We start from the raw sequence: 15,265 nt of genomic DNA on the forward strand, positions 1-15,265 counted from the left end.
CTTGTCCGCTCCGATCATCGCGATCGATGCAATGGGTGGGGACTTCGGTCCCCACTGCATTGTTCCGGCCAGTCTCGATTGTCTGGCTGAATCCCCCTCGCTGCACCTGGCCCTTGTCGGCCAATCCTCCGTTCTCGAAGAGCTGGTTTCCCGCCACAAGGGTGTCGATCGGTCGCGCCTGCTGATCGTGCATGCGGAGGAAATCATCGGCATGGATGAAAAGCCTGCCCAGGCGCTCAGAGGAAAGCCGCAGTCTTCGATGCGTCTGGCGCTGGAGTTAGTGCGAGAGGGGCGCGCGCATGCCTGCGTCAGTGCGGGCAACACCGGAGCGTTGATGGCGCTGGCGCGGCTCGTGCTCAAGACCCTGCCTGGTGTCGATCGGCCAGCGATGATGACGGCCATTCCGACCCGCGAAGGTACCTGCCTGCTGCTCGATCTCGGTGCGAATGTCGATTGCTCTGCCGAGCAGCTTTATCAGTTCGGCGTGATGGGGTCGGTTGCCGCTCAGAGTCTTGGCATTGCCTCGCCGAGGGTGGCCTTGCTCAACGTCGGTACCGAAGACATCAAGGGTAACCAGCAGGTTAAGGGTGCATCGCTCCTGCTGCAGCGGGCCCGGGACCTCAACTACCAAGGATTCATCGAAGGCGACGGCCTTTTTCGTGGCGACGCGGATGTTGCTGTTTGCGATGGTTTCGTTGGCAATATCCTGCTTAAATCGAGCGAAGGATTGGTGCAAATGGTGGCTTGGCGCGCTGAAGCCCTCTTTCGCCGCTCCTTGATGTCGCGCATCGTCGGGGCGTTGGCGCTTCCGCTGTTGCGTCAGCTTCGAGCAGATCTGCGGCCTGCCCAATATAACGGTGCGTCTTTTCTCGGCTTGCAAGGTATCGTGGTCAAGAGCCATGGTGCGGCGGGGCGGGAAGGTTTTCGGGCGGCGGTGCGGCGGGCTACCGAGGATGTCCGGCACAATTTGCCGCAGCGGTTGCACAGTCGTCTCGAAGACCTTTTGGTTTCGCAGCGGAGCGATAACTCCGGCGACGATGTGACCGCGACTGGCGGCTCGCCATCCAACTGACTTCGCAGCGCCTTTCAGGCGTGTTCTTCTGATCAACAATCAAAAGAGAGCAGTTCATGTCCGCATCACTTGCATTCGTCTTCCCGGGGCAGGGGTCACAGTCCCTGGGCATGCTCGCCGAGCAGGGTGCACAGCAGTCGGTTGTGCTCGATACGTTCGCCGAAGCGTCTTCCGCCCTTGGCTACGATCTGTGGTCGCTCTGCCAGCAAGGGCCGGAGGAAAGCCTCAACCAGACCGACAAAACGCAGCCCGCCATCCTGGCCGCTTCGGTTGCGCTCTGGCGGCTCTGGCTTGCCGAGCATGGCGCGCGACCGGCCTTCGTGGCAGGACACAGCCTGGGGGAATACTCCGCCTTGGTAGCCTCCGGATGCTTGCCTTTCTCTGACGCAGTGAAGTTGGTCGAGCGACGCGGCCAGTTGATGCAGCAGGCGGTTCCAGCTGGAAGTGGTGCGATGGCGGCGATACTCGGGCTCGAGGATGCCGATGTGCTGGCCGCCTGCAGCGAGGCTTCGCAAGGTGAAGTGGTCAGCGCGGTCAATTTCAATGCGCCTGGACAGGTCGTGATCGCCGGTGCGGCCGATGCGGTGGCTCGTGCGGTCGAGGCGTGCAAGGCAAGGGGCGCCAAGCGTGCCATGCCGCTACCGGTTAGCGTGCCTTCTCACTGCGCGCTGATGCGCCCGGCTGCGGAGCAATTCGCCGAGGCAGTCAAGGCCGTCTCCTGGAAGGCTCCCGAAATTCCGTTGGTGCAGAACGTCAGCGCTGCGATCGTGACCGATCTTGAGACCCTTCAAGCCGATTTGCTGGCGCAGCTGTACAGCCCGGTACGCTGGGTCGAGACCATTGTCACCTTGAATGAGCGTGGTGTGACTGATCTGGTCGAGTGTGGCCCGGGCAAGGTACTGTCCGGCCTCAACAAGCGCTGCGTCAAAGGCGTGAACACCTACAATCTGGATACCCCCGAGGCTTTTGCAGCGGCTCGTGACGCTCTGGCCTGAACCAAGGAGAACCATATGAATCTGCAAGGCAAGGTTGCGCTGGTAACGGGCGCAAGCCGCGGTATCGGGCAGGCGATCGCGCTCGAGTTGGGGCGCCAGGGCGCCATCGTCATCGGTACAGCCACGTCACCCTCCGGGGCGGAGCGGATCGCCGACACCCTCAAGGAAAACGGTATCGAGGGAGCCGGTCTGGTGCTCGACGTGACCAACGACGAATCGGTCGCCAGTACGCTGGAACATATTCAGCAACATCTCGGGCAACCCGCCATTCTCGTCAACAACGCCGGTATCACCCGTGACAATCTGATGCTCCGGATGAAGGATGACGAGTGGCATGAAGTCATCAATACCAACCTGAGCAGTCTCTACCGTCTGACCAAGGGTGTGCTGCGCGGCATGACGAAGGCGCGCTGGGGAAGGATCATCAACATTGGTTCGGTCGTGGGTGCCATGGGCAATGCCGGGCAGGTAAACTACGCCGCCGCCAAGGCCGGCCTCGAAGGCTTCAGCCGTGCTCTGGCACGGGAGGTCGGTTCGCGCGGCATCACGGTCAACTCCGTGGCGCCGGGGTTCATCGATACTGATATGACACGCGAACTGCCGGAGGCACAGCGTGACGCATTGCTGGGCCAGATCCCGCTCGGGCGGCTTGGTCAGGCCGAGGAAATTGCCAAGGTTGTGGCCTTTCTGGCATCTGACGGTGCGGCTTACGTGACGGGCGCTACCGTTCCGGTCAACGGCGGCATGTACATGAGCTGATGTGACGCCTGGCGCATCCAAATAGTCAAATGGCAGATTTGTTCAGTTATAAAACTGCGGTGGGTTTATAGACAGAAGGTTGAAAGCAGGTTCATGCTTGCCTGCTTTCAGCTTGAAATGCGGAAAACGCTTTCTATACACTACCGCGCAGACCAGCTGCCTGGATTTTTCCATAGGAGTGAAAACAAGGTATGAGCACCATCGAAGAACGCGTCAAGAAAATCGTTGCCGAGCAACTTGGCGTTAAAGAAGAGGAAGTCACCAACAGCGCTTCCTTTGTCGAAGACCTGGGTGCCGATTCCCTTGACACCGTTGAGCTGGTGATGGCTCTGGAAGAGGAATTCGAGACCGAGATTCCGGACGAGCAAGCCGAGAAGATCACCACTGTTCAGGAAGCTATCGATTACATCAACGCGCACGCGCAGTAAGTTGTAATCCCGCTTCGAAACAGTAAAGCCGCACTGCCTTCGGAAGGTAGTGCGGCTTTTGTTTGAGAATGACTGAAAGGTGGCGGGCCGGTTGAACCGGTCGGCCTCTGCGATGACTCACTTTGCGCGCTTTGGCGCCGTCAGCTTCGGCGTGGGTCCAACGTAAGGGTAAGGAGAATTACTGTGTCGCGTAGACGCGTCGTAATTACCGGTATGGGGATGCTCTCGCCGCTGGGTAACGATGTGCCAAGCAGCTGGCAAGGGATTCTCGCCGGTCGCAGTGGTATCGGCCTGATAGAGCATATGGACCTTTCCGCCTATTCCACGCGCTTTGGCGGGTCGGTCAAGAATTTCGATGTCGAGCAGTATCTGCCTGCGAAAGAGGCTCGCAAGCTCGACCTTTTCATTCAGTACGGGTTGGCCGCCAGCTTCCAGGCTGTGCGCGATTCCGGCTTGGAGATCACGGACGCTAACCGCGAGCGGATTGGCGTTGCGATGGGCTCCGGGATCGGTGGGCTGACCAATATCGAGAACAGCTGCAAGGCCCTGATTGAGCAGGGTCCTCGACGTATTTCGCCCTTCTTCGTGCCAGGCTCCATTATCAATATGGTGTCAGGATTCCTGTCCATTCACCTCGGGCTGCAGGGTCCGAACTATGCCATCGCAACGGCCTGCACCACGGGTTCGCATTGTATTGGCATGGCTGCGCGCAACATCGCCTATGGCGAGGCGGACGTGATGGTCGCAGGTGGTTCGGAGATGGCGGCTTGCGGTCTCGGCATCGGTGGCTTCGCGGCGGCACGTGCGCTGTCCACTCGAAATGATGATCCCGCTGGGGCGAGCCGTCCGTGGGATAAAGCGAGGGATGGTTTCGTGTTGTCCGACGGCGCCGGCGCGCTCGTGCTGGAAGAGCTGGAGCATGCGAAGGCGCGTGGTGCGCATATCTACGCCGAGCTGATCGGTTTCGGCATGAGCGCCGATGCCTTCCACATGACTTCGCCACCCGATGATGGGGCAGGGGCCGCACGTTGTATCCGCAATGCGCTGCAGGACGCCCGTATCGATCCGCAGTGCGTGGGCTATATCAATGCGCACGGCACCTCCACACCTGCTGGCGACAAGGCCGAAGCTGCCGCGATAAAAAGCGTGTTCGGTGAGCACGCCTACAAATTGTCAGTCAGCTCGACGAAATCGATGGTCGGCCATCTGCTCGGCGCTGCCGGTGCGGTTGAAGCGATCTTTACCGTGCTCGCGATTCGCGATCAAATCGCGCCCCCGACGATCAACCTTGACGATCCCGACGAGGGCTGCGATCTCGATTTCGTACCGCATGAGGCCAAGCCGCGGGAGATCGAGGTGGCAGTATCGAACTCGTTCGGTTTTGGTGGCACCAACGGCTCGCTGGTGTTCCGCCGGTTCACCGAGTGAGCTTGAGTTGGGTGGACGGACAACCTCTCGGAGGGGTGTCCGTTCATGATCGCGCGCTTGCCTACGGCGATGGTCTGTTCGAGACCATGCGCGTCATTGCCGGGCGGCCACGCCTGTTCGAACGGCATCTGGCGCGCCTTCAGGCAGGTTGCGAGCGGCTTGGCATCGTTATCGAACCGCATGCCGTGTCGCAAGAGATTCTGGCGTTTAGCCGTGAGCTGGATGACGGCGTTGCCAAGCTCATCATCACGCGGGGCGAGGGGCTCCGTGGCTACGCGCCTGCACCTGCTGCCGTGGCCAGGCGTATCCTGCTGGGGTCACCTGTGCCTCTCTATCCGTCAGAGCATCGCGCTGGGGTGACGCTCTTTCCGTGCCGTACGCGCCTTGCTGAGCAGCCGGCTCTTGCTGGCCTCAAGCATCTGAACCGTCTGGAGCAGGTCTTGGCACGCTCCGAATGGTCGGATGCCTCGTACGCCGAGGGGCTGATGCAAGATATGAGCGGGCGGGTTATCGAAGGGGTGTTCAGCAATGTCTTTCTGGCTAAGTCGGGGCGGTTGATCACGCCGTCGCTTGAGCGGTGTGGCGTCGCCGGGGTCATGCGTGCCGAGCTGATCGAGCGAGCCGGTCAGGCCGGCATTCCAGTGGCTGCGGAAGATGTGTGGCTCGAACAGCTGCTTTCCGCCGATGAAGTTTTTCTCTGCAACAGCCTTTACGGCATCTGGCCGGTCACCGAGTTGGGTGCGCATCGCTGGCCCCATGGCCCGCTCACACGTAAACTTCAGGCCCTGATTTCCGACCTGTCGAGTAGTGCGTGATTCGCAAATTGACTTTGGCGCTGCTGGCGTTGCTGCTGGCCTGTGCTCTGGCTGCCGGGCTGGTAGCCTGGAAGATGCATGCTTCGCTGGAACAACCACTGCGGATCAGTGAGACCAGGCTGCTCGATGTCCGTCCAGGCGATACCCCGAGCGGGTTGCTGCAACGCCTCGAGCGGGAGGGGGCACTGGACGGCTCGTTCTGGTTGCGTCTGTATTGGCGCCTGAAACTCTCGGGGCAGACACTGCATAGCGGTGAGTATCGCCTGCAGCCGGGGATGCCAGTGGCCGATATGATCGGCTTGTGGCAACGAGGCGAGGTCGTCCAGCACAGCCTGACGATCGTCGAGGGCTGGAATTTCCGGCAGCTCCGTACCGCGCTCGCAGGGCTTCCAACGGTCGAGCAGACGATCTCGGCGCTGTCCGATCAAGAGGTCATGGCGAAACTAGGCCACCCCGATGTGCACCCGGAGGGGCGTTTCTTCCCGGACACATACAGCTTTACTCGTGGCGTGACAGACCTGGAATTGCTGCAGCGTGCCTTCTCGCGGCTCGAGTCGGTTCTCGCCGAAGAGTGGCAACAGCGCAGCGACGGGCTTCCCTACGAGAACGAATACGAGGCGCTGATCATGGCGTCGATCATCGAGAAGGAGACGGGTGTACCTGCCGAGCGTGGTGAAATCGCCGGCGTATTCGTTCGGCGCCTCGCGCGCGGCATGCTGCTGCAGACCGACCCGACCGTCATATATGGTATGGGCGAGCAGTATCGCGGTCGCATCACCCGCAACGACCTGCGCAGGCCTACGCCTTATAACACCTATACCAATGCCGGCCTGCCGCCGACCCCCATTGCCATGGTCGGTCGCGAGGCCATTCATGCCGCCTTGCACCCGGCCGACGGTAACAGCCTTTATTTCGTCGCCCGCGGCGACGGCAGTCATGTCTTCAGCGATTCTCTGGAAGCACACAACCGCGCAGTGCGCGAGTACCAGCTCAAGCGGCGTGCCGATTATCGCTCCAGCCCACCCCCCCGGCCCCAGGCGCCGGTGCCTGCCGAGACACAACCGTGACCGGACTTTTCCTGACGCTGGAAGGCCCTGAAGGGGCCGGCAAGAGTACCAACCGGGACTTCCTCGCCGAGCACTTGCGGGCCGCGGGCGAGGATGTTGTGCTCACCCGTGAGCCTGGCGGTACCGCGTTGGCCGAGCGCATTCGCGAGTTGCTGCTGGCGCCTTCTACCGAACCCATGGACAGCGATACCGAGCTGCTGCTGGTGTTCGCGGCCCGTGCCCAGCACCTGGCGCAGGTCATCGAGCCTGCTCTGGCCCGTGGCGCGGTGATCATCTGCGATCGATTCACCGATGCCACCTATGCCTATCAGGGCGGCGGTCGTGGCGTATCCCCACAGCGGATCGGGGTGCTCGAGGACTTCGTTCAGGGCGAGCTGCGTCCGGACCTGACGTTGATCTTCGACCTGCCGGTCGAGGTTGGCCTCAGTCGCGCGGCGGCGCGCGGTCGCCTCGATCGTTTCGAACAGGAAGGGACCGCTTTCTTCGAGTCCGTACGGCACGCCTATCTGGAGCGGGCCAGGTGTTGTCCCGAGCGCTATCGGATCATCGATGCCGCGCAACCTCTGAAGGCCGTTCAGGCAGATCTGCTTTCCTTGCTGCCCGAATTGCTGGAGCGCGCCCGTGGTTGAGGGCATCCTCCCCTGGCAGGCTTCGCTCTGGCAACGCTTGGCCGGGCGCTCGCAGCAGGCTCATGCATATCTGCTGCATGGGCCTGGCGGCATCGGCAAGCGCGCCTTGGCCGAGCATTTCATGAAGTTTCTGCTGTGCCAGCAGCCATCAGCGACGGGCGCCTGTGGTCAGTGCAAGGCCTGCCTGCTGCTTGCGGCTGGTACCCACCCGGACTGCTGTCTCATCGAGCCGGAAGAGGCCGACAAGGCCATCCGTGTCGATCAGGTTCGCCAGCTGGTCGGCTTCGTTTCGCAAACAGCGCAACTCGGCGGTCGCAAGGTGGTACTGCTCGAGCCCGCCGAGTCGATGAACCTGAATGCCGCCAATGCCCTGTTGAAAAGTCTCGAGGAGCCGGCAGGCAATACGGTGTTGCTGTTGATCAGTCATCAGCCCAGCCGGTTGCTGCCGACTATCAAGAGTCGCTGTGTACAGCAAGCGTGCCCGTTGCCGGGCCCTGACATGAGCGTCGCCTGGCTCGCCGAGCGCCTCCCCGAGCTCTCTGCAGAGCAACGTGAGGAGCTCCTCTTACTGGCTGGTAACTCCCCGCTCGCCGCGTTGTCGCTGCATGGTCAGGGCGTGCTGGAGATTCGCGCCCAGATCGTCGACGGCGTGAAAAAACTGCTCAAGCAGCAGCAGTCGCCCAGCCAGCTAGCCGAGGCCTGGAACCCGGTGCCTCTGGTACTGTTGTTCGACTGGTTCTGCGAGTGGACGCACCTGATCCTGCGCTATCGGATGACCGGCGATGAAGCGGGGCTCGGTCTGGCCGATATGCAGAAGGTGGTGCAGTACCTGGCGCAGAAAAGCGCGCCGACGCGGCTGCTCGAGATGCAGGACTGGCTGCTCGCCCAGCGCCAGAAAGTGCTGGGCAAGGCGAACCTCAACCGTGTCTTGCTTCTCGAAGCGTTGTTGGTGCAGTGGGCAAGCCTGCCCGGGCCAAGCTAGAATCCCTCGCAAACGATGTTAGGAATACCGCATGAGCCTGCCAGCAAATCTCGGTCCGCGTAATGGCATCCTGTCGCTGACGATCAAGGACAAATCGGTGCTCTATGCGGCCTTCATGCCGTTCATCAAGCACGGCGGGCTGTTTATCCCGACCAACAAGAGCTACAAGCTTGGCGACGAGGTGTTCATGCTGCTCAGCCTGATGGACGAGCCGGAAAAGATCCCGGTCGCCGGCAAGGTGGTATGGATCACGCCGAAGGGTGCCCAGGGCAACCGTGCCGCGGGTGTGGGCGTGCAGTTCAATGAGGGTGACTCAACGGCTCGCAACAAGATCGAGACCTACCTTGCCGGGGCCATGAAGTCGGATCGCCCGACCCATACGATGTAACCCGTCCTCCCTGAAGCCCGCCGGTCATTCGGCGGCGCATTCCCATCGTCGAAGCGCTGCGACTCCCAGCTGGTTTGTTCTACAATCGCCGGTTTTCGTACCGGGGTACCAACCGCATGCTGGTCGATTCACATTGCCATCTGGATCGTCTCGATCTTAGTGCGCACGGCGGCTCGCTCGATGCCGCGCTGGCGGCCGCTCGGCAACGCGGCGTCGGTCATTTCCTCTGTATCGGTGTGAGCGCCGACAATGCGACCGCGGTCAAGGCGCTGGCGGAACGCTACGCTGATGTCGACTGCTCCATCGGCGTGCATCCGTTGGACCTGGAACCGGGCGCCGAACCGGCTCTCGACTGGTTGCTGGGTGAGCTGGACGATCCGCGGGTGGTGGCGATCGGTGAGACGGGACTGGATTATCACTACGAGCCGGAAGCAGCGGCGCTCCAGCAAGCCTCTTTTCGACTGCATCTGCAGGCGGCCGCGGTGTGTGGCAAGCCCGTGATCGTCCATACCCGAGCGGCACGTGCCGATACGCTGGCCCTGCTGCGTGAGGCGGCCCTTCCGCAGGCCGGCGTCCTGCATTGTTTCACCGAAGATTGGGAGATGGCGTCGTCTGCACTCGATCTCGGTTTCTACATTTCACTGTCGGGTATCGTCACCTTCCGCAATGCCGAAGCGCTGCGTGAAGTTGCGCGCCGGGTGCCGGCCGACCGGCTGCTGGTCGAAACCGACTCGCCCTACCTGGCACCGATACCGCACCGGGGCAAGCCGAACCTGCCCGAGTATGTTCGAGAAGTCGCCGAGTTTCTCGCCGAGTTGCGGGGTGTCCATTTCGACGCGCTGGCCGAGCAAACGACCGAAAATTTCCGCCGACTGTTCCCGCTGGCGCGCGTCGGTGGCTGACCGGCATTCGATGCAGCGTTGTGCCACAGGCCAGCGAATGGCCGGCCCTGTACAATTCGCGCCGCTTCGCTGGCGGCATCGACCCTGACCCACGCCGTCTTCTCTGATTGCTGCTGCTTCCCATCCGTTGGGACGTTGCGATCCCTTTCGTCACAGACCGTATCGAGGTGACGTCATGTCCCATGACAGGTTGCACACCGGCCCGCTTCAGCGGGGCCTGAAGAATCGGCACATCCAGCTGATCGCTCTCGGCGGTGCCATCGGTACCGGGTTGTTTCTCGGATCGGCCGGCGTCCTCCGCAGCGCCGGTCCTTCGATGATATTGGGCTACGCCATTGGTGGCCTGATTGCCTTCCTGATCATGCGGCAGCTGGGCGAGATGATCGTCGAGGAGCCGGTGGCTGGTTCGTTCAGCCATTTCGCCCATGCCTACTGGTCGCCCTATGCGGGTTTTCTCTCCGGTTGGAATTATTGGGTGCTGTACGTACTGGTTGGCATGGCGGAGCTGACCGCCGTCGGCAAGTATGTGCAGTTCTGGTGGCCCGAGGTGCCGACCTGGGCAACGGCTGCGGTCTTTTTCCTGCTGATCAATGCGATCAACCTCGTCAACGTCAGAGCGTTTGGCGAAACCGAGTTCTGGTTCGCCATTATCAAGGTGGTGGCGATTGTCGGGATGATCGCGCTCGGGCTGTATTTGCTGCTGAGCGGGGCAGGGGGTGAGCAGGCCTCGGTCAGCAACCTGTGGGCGCATGGCGGCTTCTTCCCCAATGGCATCAGCGGGATGGTCATGGCACTCGCCATCATCATGTTTTCCTTTGGTGGCCTTGAACTGGTCGGCATCACTGCTGCCGAGGCGTCGGACCCCAAGACCGTAATACCCAAGGCGATCAACCAGGTGGTGTATCGCATTCTTATCTTCTACATCGGTGCGTTGTCGGTCCTGCTCGCGCTTTACCCTTGGGACAGCCTGCTGGCGACGCTCGGCTCCGCCGAAGATCCGTACAGCGGTAGTCCCTTCGTACAGATTTTTTCCCTGATCGGCAGCGATACCGCGGCCCATGTGCTCAACTTCGTGGTGCTGACGGCGGCACTGTCCGTGTACAACAGCGGTGTCTACTGCAACAGCCGGATGCTCTATGGCTTGGCGGAGCAGGGCGATGCCCCGCAAGCGCTGACGAAGGTGAACCGTCGCGGTGTTCCGGTCCTCGCGATCGGGGTGTCCGCGGTGATGACGATGCTCTGCGTGCTGGTCAACTACCTGTTGCCTCAGTCCGCCCTGGAGCTGCTCATGTCTCTCGTCGTGGCGGCACTTCTGATCAACTGGGCGATGATCAGCCTGGCGCACCTCAGGTTTCGGCGGGCCATGGTCGGCCGTGGTATCGACCCCACCTTCAAGGCGTTCTGGCATCCGTTCAGCAACTACCTGTGCCTGGCATTCGTGGCGCTGATCGCAGCCATCATGCTGGCGATGCCGGGGCTTCGAGTATCCATCGTCGCGATTCCGTTCTGGATACTCTTTATCTGGGGATGCTTTCGTCTTCGACGGTCGTTCCGCGGGCACTGATGGCCAGGTCCCAGGGCAAAAAAAACCCGACTTCATGGGAGTCGGGCCAAGACCATTAGGAGTAAAAATGAGGTCGCGTTCCTCTCGCTGCCTCAGCTGGCCAGGCATTGGGGGGATTGCCTGGCCAGTGCTTTGAAGTATTGGCTCGGATCGTCGACTTTGCAGGGCGAAACACCGGGTTTTTAAAACGGATTTGGAATAGCTGCTCGTACCTTGATCGCTCAGGTGTCCAGCGCGCGTCTGAGGATACCCAGGGTCTGGTCGAGCACCTCGCTGGATGTATAAAAGTGAGGCGAAAAGCGAATGCCGCCGCCGCGTTGGGCGCAGACGATCTGTTCCGCTTTCAATTGTTCGAATAGCCTGGTGTGGTCTTGCCCGTTGGCCCTGAAAGTCACGATGCCCGACCGGCGAGCGGCATCCACCGGGCTGAGCACCTGCAGGCCTGGCATCGCGGACAATTCGCGTTGCAGATGATCCACCCGTTCGGCCAGTTGGTGGGCCACGTTCTCCATGCCAACGTCCTCCAGCAGAGACAGGCTCGCCTCCAGTGCCACTGCGCCCAGCATGTTCGGACTGCCGCATTCGAAGCGTCGCGCGCTGCGCGCAGGCTGCCATTCGGTTCGGTCGTAGTCCCCGGCATGCTCGAGCATGTGCCAGCCGTATTCGTGGAGCTTGAGTCGCTCCCGCAGGTCGCTGCGGCAATAGAACACGCCGAGCCCCTCCGGCCCCAGCATCCATTTGTGCCCGTCGGCCATGGCGAAGGCACAGCGGCTTTGCTGGACATCGAAAGGCAGGGCACCGAGTTGCTGTATCGCATCGATGCACAACAGAACGCCATGTCGCTCGCAGGCATCGCCGAGTCGCGGCAGGTCCAGGCGCAGGCCACTGGCGTATTGCACCGCGCTGATCGCCATGAGGCGGGTCCGCGGTCCGCAAGCGTCGAGCAGGGCCGCTTCGGGATCGCTGCCGGCCAGGCTGACCTGCACGACCTCGACGCCTAGTGGGCGAAGCGCTTCCCACACCACACGGTTCGAAGGAAATTCTTCGTTGCTGATGACGATCTGGTCGCCGGCGTTCCAGTCGAGCCCGAACGCGACGAACGACAACGCCTCGGAGGTGTTCTTCACCAGGGCGACATCGCTGATCGCTGGGGCGTTGAGCAGGCGTGCCAGCCTGGCCCGCAAGCGGCTTTCCATAGTGAGCCAAGTCGGGTAGTCCCGCGCGCCGACAGTCATGTTCTCCCGGGCGAACGCGGTCACCGCGTCTGCCGCCCGGCGAGGCCAAGGTGCGACGGCCGCGTGATTCAGGTAACGCAATCCGTCGACTTGAGGAAATTCGTCACGCACTGAACTCATTCTTATTGCCTCGTGCATTTTCTGACTGGATGGGCATAATAGTTCGCCTCGACTCCCTCAGCCGCAGCCCCTATATGCAAAATGAACCCCGCAAGGTTCGCGAGTTTCGTCGCCGCGAACAGGAAATCCTCGATACCGCGCTTCAGTTGTTTCTTGAACAAGGGGAAGACAGCGTCACCGTCGAGATGATCGCCGACATGGTTGGCATCGGCAAAGGCACCATTTATAAGCACTTCAAGTCGAAGGCGGAGATCTACCTGCGCCTGATGCTGGACTACGAGCGCGACCTCAATGAGCTGTTGCATTCGCCAAGTGTCGATCGCGACAAGGAAGCGCTGTCGCGCGCCTATTTCGAATTTCGCATGCGTGACCCCCAGCGTTATCGCCTGTTCGACCGTCTAGAGGAAAAGGTGGTCAAGGGTAACCAGGTTCCGGAAATGGTCGAGGAGCTGCATCGCATCCGTGCGTCCAATTTCGAACACCTGACCCAGCTGATCAAGGGGCGAATCGCTGAAGGTAAGCTCGAGGATGTGCCGCCGTATTTCCACTACTGCGCCGCCTGGGCGCTGGTACATGGGGCAGTGGCGCTCTATCACTCGCCGTTCTGGAGCAACGTGCTCGAAGATCAGGAAGGCTTTTTCCAGTTCCTCATGGATATCGGCGTTCGCATGGGCAACAAGCGTAAGCGAGACTGACGGCTGGTCCGACGCGACGGGAGTACGGCATGCACCAGGCAATACGGCGCGTCGCCGACGCGCTACGGGAGGCCGAACGCACATTGATCATCACGGGTGCCGGGTTGTCGGCCGACTCCGGTTTGCCGACCTACCGGGGAGTGAGTGGGCTTTATAACGGCACGACCGAGGACGGGTTGCCGATAGAGGCGGCGCTGTCCGGGCCGATGCTCCAGCATGATCCGGCGCTGTGCTGGAAATACCTCGCCGAGATTGGCCGCGCCTGCCTGAACGGGCACCCCAATGCAGGCCATCGGGCCATTGCGAGACTACAGCGGCGCCACCTCGGTTGCTGGGTACTGACGCAGAACGTGGACGGCTATCACCTGGCGGCAGGGAGCCCGCCGGATCGGCTGATTGAGATCCACGGCACGCTCGCCCCGTTGTACTGCATGAATTGTCGACGGCGGGACGATGTGCTGGCCACCCGGTTGACCGGTCCGCTTCCGCCCCGTTGCGAATACTGTGCCGGAGTGCTCAGGCCGCCGGTTGTATTGTTCGAGGAGCCGCTCCCCAGCGCCGCGCTCGCCCAGCTACAAGCTCAGGTCGCGAGGGGATTCGATGCGGTTCTGGCTATTGGCACCTCGGCGAGTTTTGCCTATATCGTCGAGCCGCTTTTGCGGGTGCAGCAGGCCGGCGGCTTCACGGCTCAGATCGACCCGATGGTCAGTGAGCTTTCCGGACAAGTTGACGTGCATCTCATGGCTGGCGCCTCAGACGTTTTGCCGCAGCTAATCCGTCACATTTTCCCCGATTGAATTTGCTCATCGCCGTCGTCACGGGCATAGTTCGGCCACTTTCGGCTTCGAACCTACCCGTGCCATGCGCCAACGCCTCGCACTTTTGCTTCCGATCCTGCTCGTCTCGCTGCTGGCGGCCTGTGCCAGTCAGCCCGAGCGTCCCGCAGAGATCGTTGCGCTCGAAGAATTCAGTTTCGAATTGCCTCCCCTCACGGTGCAAGAGCCGGCGGGCGCTGCAGACACGTCCAAGGCTGCGCTCGATGCGCTGACCGACGACGCCCGTTACACACTGCCGGCATTGGCCGACAGCGTGCTCGAGCGGGGCTTTCAGCTGGTAGGGACGCCTTACCGCTACGGGGGCAGCTCGATCAGGACCGGTTTCGATTGCAGCGGCTTCGTCGGCTTCGTGTTTCGCAAGGAGGCCGGCATCGAGCTACCGCGTTCGACGCGCGAGATGATCAATCTCGACGTGCCGAAGGTCAGACGCAGCGAACTGCAGCCAGGCGATGTCGTGTTCTTCAATAACCGCGGGCGTGGCCGCGTCAGCCATGCTGGCATTTACATCGGCGAGCATCGCTTCATCCATTCATCCAGCTCGCGCAGCGGTGGCGTTCGGGTCGACAGCCTGGACGATCAATACTGGCGTTCCAGTTTCATGCAGGCCAAACGTGTCCTCGCGCTCGCCTCCGGCGAGACCAAGACCGTCGCTATTCGCCACTGAGCGCGGCAGGTACGCGGCTGGTTGCATCCTTGACTACATACCGGCAGAGTGATGGCTCGTTTCTCGGACTGCTCTGCTATGCCTGTTCTGGCCCGCTCCCTTCTCGTTTTGCTGATCACCCTGCTGCTGAGCGCCTGTTCTGGTAACAGGCCCGTCGAGCAGGCTTCCGTGCGCTCACCGGCGCCAGCGCAGGCTTTGCCGGGCGCGGCGGAAGACGTCCTGTTTACCGCACTGGGTCTGGTGGGAACGCCTTATCGCTACGGCGGCAACACACCCGCGAGTGGCTTCGACTGCAGCGGCTTGATCGGTTACGTCTATCGCGGCGCGGCTGGACTGGAGCTGCCGCGCACCACTGGTGAAATGAGCAACATGCGGGGCGTCGGTGTCCGGCGAGATGCCCTGCAGGCCGGCGACCTGCTGTTCTTCGCCACGGCGGGTGGGCGCCGCGTCAGCCATGCTGCCATCTATGTTGGCGAAGGGCGGTTCGTCCATGCCCCGTCCTCGGGTGGTACGGTTAGGCTCGATCATCTGTCGGACCGCTACTGGCAGCGCGCCTATCTGAGCGCAAAGCGCATCCTTGATAACGAGCGATTGGCGAGGACGCCGTGACGCGCTGACTTAACGCGCCGTCGCTACGGCCGGTGCCGATTCGGCCGCACGGGTTCTAGCTGTAACGCGGGAGCGTC

The 15,265-nt window shown here is 61.7% G+C and carries 17 protein-coding genes; 16 read left to right on the plus strand and 1 reads right to left on the minus strand.

The features are described from left to right. Position 1 precedes the first annotated feature (1 nt). The 12 genes from plsX to MST27_RS13345 all read left to right on the plus strand — a co-directional run bounded on the left by plsX (position 2) and on the right by MST27_RS13345 (position 11,029). Positions 2-1,072 (plus strand): phosphate acyltransferase PlsX, encoded by a 1,071-nt coding sequence (gene plsX / locus MST27_RS13290; RefSeq protein WP_243606423.1) that lies wholly within the window; start codon positions 2-4, stop codon positions 1,070-1,072. A gap of 56 nt (positions 1,073-1,128) precedes the next feature. After that, positions 1,129-2,067: an ACP S-malonyltransferase gene (gene fabD, locus MST27_RS13295; RefSeq protein WP_243606424.1), complete on the plus strand. Its 939-nt coding sequence runs from the start codon at positions 1,129-1,131 to the stop codon at positions 2,065-2,067. Between the two features lie 15 nt (positions 2,068-2,082). After that, positions 2,083-2,826 carry a 3-oxoacyl-ACP reductase FabG gene (fabG, locus tag MST27_RS13300; RefSeq protein ID WP_243606425.1) on the plus strand — a complete coding sequence of 248 codons (744 nt, stop codon included), beginning with the start codon at positions 2,083-2,085 and terminating at the stop codon, positions 2,824-2,826. Positions 2,827-3,017: 191 nt separating this feature from the next. Then, positions 3,018-3,254 carry an acyl carrier protein gene (gene acpP / locus MST27_RS13305; RefSeq protein ID WP_003283670.1) on the plus strand — a complete coding sequence of 79 codons (237 nt, stop codon included), beginning with the start codon at positions 3,018-3,020 and terminating at the stop codon, positions 3,252-3,254. Between the two features lie 183 nt (positions 3,255-3,437). Beyond that, on the plus strand, positions 3,438-4,682 hold the full coding sequence (fabF, locus tag MST27_RS13310) for a beta-ketoacyl-ACP synthase II (RefSeq protein ID WP_243606426.1): 1,245 nt from the start codon (positions 3,438-3,440) through the stop codon (positions 4,680-4,682). A 2-nt stretch (positions 4,683-4,684) separates the two neighbouring features. Then, complete coding sequence (gene pabC / locus MST27_RS13315; RefSeq protein ID WP_243606427.1) at positions 4,685-5,497, plus strand: aminodeoxychorismate lyase; 813 nt, start codon at positions 4,685-4,687, stop codon at positions 5,495-5,497. Further along, entirely contained in the window at positions 5,494-6,564 is a 1,071-nt protein-coding gene (gene mltG, locus MST27_RS13320) for an endolytic transglycosylase MltG (protein ID WP_243606428.1), read from the plus strand. The genes pabC and mltG overlap by 4 nt, the downstream gene beginning before the upstream one ends. Then, a complete protein-coding gene (tmk, locus tag MST27_RS13325) occupies positions 6,561-7,193 on the plus strand; it encodes a dTMP kinase (protein WP_243606429.1) in 633 nt (210 codons plus the stop codon). The genes mltG and tmk overlap by 4 nt, the downstream gene beginning before the upstream one ends. Further along, on the plus strand, positions 7,186-8,175 hold the full coding sequence (locus MST27_RS13330) for a DNA polymerase III subunit delta' (protein ID WP_243606430.1): 990 nt from the start codon (positions 7,186-7,188) through the stop codon (positions 8,173-8,175). The genes tmk and MST27_RS13330 overlap by 8 nt, the downstream gene beginning before the upstream one ends. Positions 8,176-8,206: 31 nt before the next feature. Further along, positions 8,207-8,563 (plus strand): PilZ domain-containing protein, encoded by a 357-nt coding sequence (locus MST27_RS13335; RefSeq protein ID WP_019342489.1) that lies wholly within the window; start codon positions 8,207-8,209, stop codon positions 8,561-8,563. 116 nt (positions 8,564-8,679) lie between these two features. Further along, a complete protein-coding gene (locus tag MST27_RS13340) occupies positions 8,680-9,465 on the plus strand; it encodes a TatD family hydrolase (protein WP_243606431.1) in 786 nt (261 codons plus the stop codon). 175 nt (positions 9,466-9,640) lie between these two features. After that, positions 9,641-11,029 carry an amino acid permease gene (locus tag MST27_RS13345; RefSeq protein ID WP_243606432.1) on the plus strand — a complete coding sequence of 463 codons (1,389 nt, stop codon included), beginning with the start codon at positions 9,641-9,643 and terminating at the stop codon, positions 11,027-11,029. A 221-nt stretch (positions 11,030-11,250) separates the two neighbouring features. Here the strand turns inward: MST27_RS13345 and MST27_RS13350 are convergent, their stop codons facing one another. Continuing rightward, positions 11,251-12,384: an aminotransferase class V-fold PLP-dependent enzyme gene (locus MST27_RS13350; RefSeq protein WP_243606433.1), complete on the minus strand. Its 1,134-nt coding sequence runs from the start codon at positions 12,382-12,384 to the stop codon at positions 11,251-11,253. 74 nt (positions 12,385-12,458) lie between these two features. Here MST27_RS13350 and MST27_RS13355 point away from each other — a divergent pair, with 74 nt between their 5' ends. From MST27_RS13355 to MST27_RS13370, 4 genes are all read left to right on the plus strand, one after another. Beyond that, positions 12,459-13,079, plus strand: a complete 621-nt coding sequence (locus tag MST27_RS13355; protein ID WP_243606434.1) for a TetR/AcrR family transcriptional regulator — start codon at positions 12,459-12,461, stop codon at positions 13,077-13,079. A 29-nt stretch (positions 13,080-13,108) separates the two neighbouring features. Further along, positions 13,109-13,876: an NAD-dependent protein deacylase gene (locus MST27_RS13360; RefSeq protein WP_243606435.1), complete on the plus strand. Its 768-nt coding sequence runs from the start codon at positions 13,109-13,111 to the stop codon at positions 13,874-13,876. Between the two features lie 64 nt (positions 13,877-13,940). Further along, the gene (locus MST27_RS13365; RefSeq protein ID WP_243606436.1) at positions 13,941-14,579 is read left to right on the plus strand and encodes a C40 family peptidase; all 639 of its coding nucleotides are present in this window, start codon (positions 13,941-13,943) and stop codon (positions 14,577-14,579) included. Positions 14,580-14,657: 78 nt separating this feature from the next. Further along, a complete protein-coding gene (locus MST27_RS13370) occupies positions 14,658-15,188 on the plus strand; it encodes a C40 family peptidase (RefSeq protein WP_243606437.1) in 531 nt (176 codons plus the stop codon). The last annotated feature ends 77 nt before the right edge of the window (positions 15,189-15,265 follow it).

The organism is Stutzerimonas marianensis, from assembly GCF_022810315.1.
GTDB classification, from domain to species: Bacteria; Pseudomonadota; Gammaproteobacteria; order Pseudomonadales; family Pseudomonadaceae; genus Stutzerimonas; species Stutzerimonas marianensis.